1 protein-coding gene and 1 pseudogene are annotated in these 1,519 nt (G+C 70.6%); both read left to right on the forward strand.

From position 1 onward, the window contains the following. Positions 1-217: 217 nt before the first annotated feature. Positions 218-1,099 (forward strand): IclR family transcriptional regulator, encoded by an 882-nt coding sequence (locus Q1W68_RS13195; protein WP_300654282.1) that lies wholly within the window; start codon positions 218-220, stop codon positions 1,097-1,099. Then, positions 1,096-1,519, forward strand: a pseudogene (locus Q1W68_RS13200) (hypothetical protein); the annotation flags it as partial. The gene Q1W68_RS13195 and the pseudogene Q1W68_RS13200, both read left to right, overlap by 4 nt.

The raw sequence follows: 1,519 nt of genomic DNA on the forward strand, positions 1-1,519 counted from the left end.
GCTGCCCGTCGCGTGAGCCGTCTTTGTAGGTGGCGAGTTTCATGAGAGTCTCCTGATGGTGGCGCTGGTGCGAGGCCGATGGTTACGATTAGTGAAATCGATTAACCTATTCGTAAAATCAAGATTCTAGGCGATACCTGCAACGGTGGGTGACCAGACAGCCCATTGCATGGAACGCAATGGCCCACCGGCCGTCCAATCTGTTCAACGCCACCCCATGTCCTCAGTCCAACGCAACGCCTCCCCTGTGCCCTCCGCCCTCGAAACGGACGAGGACGGGCCGCAACGCGCGGGCATCCAGTCGGTGGAGGTCGGCTTCGAGTTGCTGAACGCCTTGTCGGAAGCCCCGGGCGCACTGATGCTGCGCGATCTCGCCGCCGCCGCCGGCATGAGTGCCGCCAAGGCGCACCGCTACCTCGTGAGTTTCCAGCGCATGGGGCTGGTGGTGCAAGACCCCGTGAGCACGCGTTACGACCTCGGCCCCGCGGCGTTGCGCCTGGGTCTGGCCAGCCTCTCGCGCATCGACGCGGTGAAACTGGCGCGCGAGCGACTGGATTCGCTGATCGCCGAGACCGGCCACACGCTGGCCATCGCGGTGTGGGGCAACCAGGGACCGACGATGGTGCACTGGATCGAAGCACCGCAAGCCGTGCCGGTCACGCTGCGCCTGGGCGACGTGATGCCCCTGCTCACCTCGGCCACGGGCCGCTGTTTTGCCGCCTTCATGGGCAGTGAAGGGCGCGACGCCCAGCGCATCGGCCCCATGGTGCGCGACGAGCTGGCCCGCCTGAAAAAACTGCCGAGCAGCGGCCTGCCGCTGGTGGACGTGCCGCACACCCTGGCGGACGTGCAGGCCCTGCTGGAAGAAACCCGGCGTCACGGTCTGGCCCGGGTGGTGCACAGCCTCCTGCCCGGTGTCGGTGGCTTCTGTGCACCGGTGTTCGACGCGCAAGGCCGCCTGGCGCTGGGCCTGGTGGTGCTGGGCTCGGTGGCCACGCTGGACACCGAATGGAACAGCGCCCCGGCCGCCGCCGTGCTCAGGAGCGCCCGCCAGCTCAGCGCCGATCTTGGCCACCGCCCAGCCGCGCTGCGCCCATGAACCCCGAGCGCGCACCCGCCGCGGCACCGCGCTGGCCCACCCTGCTCGCGCTGGCCACCGCCGTGGCAGGCGCGCACCTGGCCTTGCTGCTGGGGCCGGTGTCGTGGAACGCGGCCGCCGCGCTGGCTTCCGCACGGCCCACACCGACGGCCATCCCGGCGAGTGACCACGACGACCGTGCCATGCCAACGCCAGTGGCGCCGCGCCTGCCGGTGGCGCAGGTGAGCACCGTGCGCTGGATCGTGCCGGCGCCAGTGGCGGTGCCAGCCGCTGCACCGTTGAAACCGCCACGCGCAGCACCGCCGACCCGACCCGCCGCACCCAGGCGCGAAGCCCGGACCGACCCTCCCCCGGTGGTCGCCGAGGCGGCTCCCGACGTGCCGCCAGCGATCGAGGTCCCGCTCCCGGCGCCGGCGCCGG

Origin of the sequence: Hydrogenophaga sp., from assembly GCF_030158645.1 — a bacterium.
Classification (GTDB): domain Bacteria; phylum Pseudomonadota; class Gammaproteobacteria; order Burkholderiales; family Burkholderiaceae_C; genus Hydrogenophaga.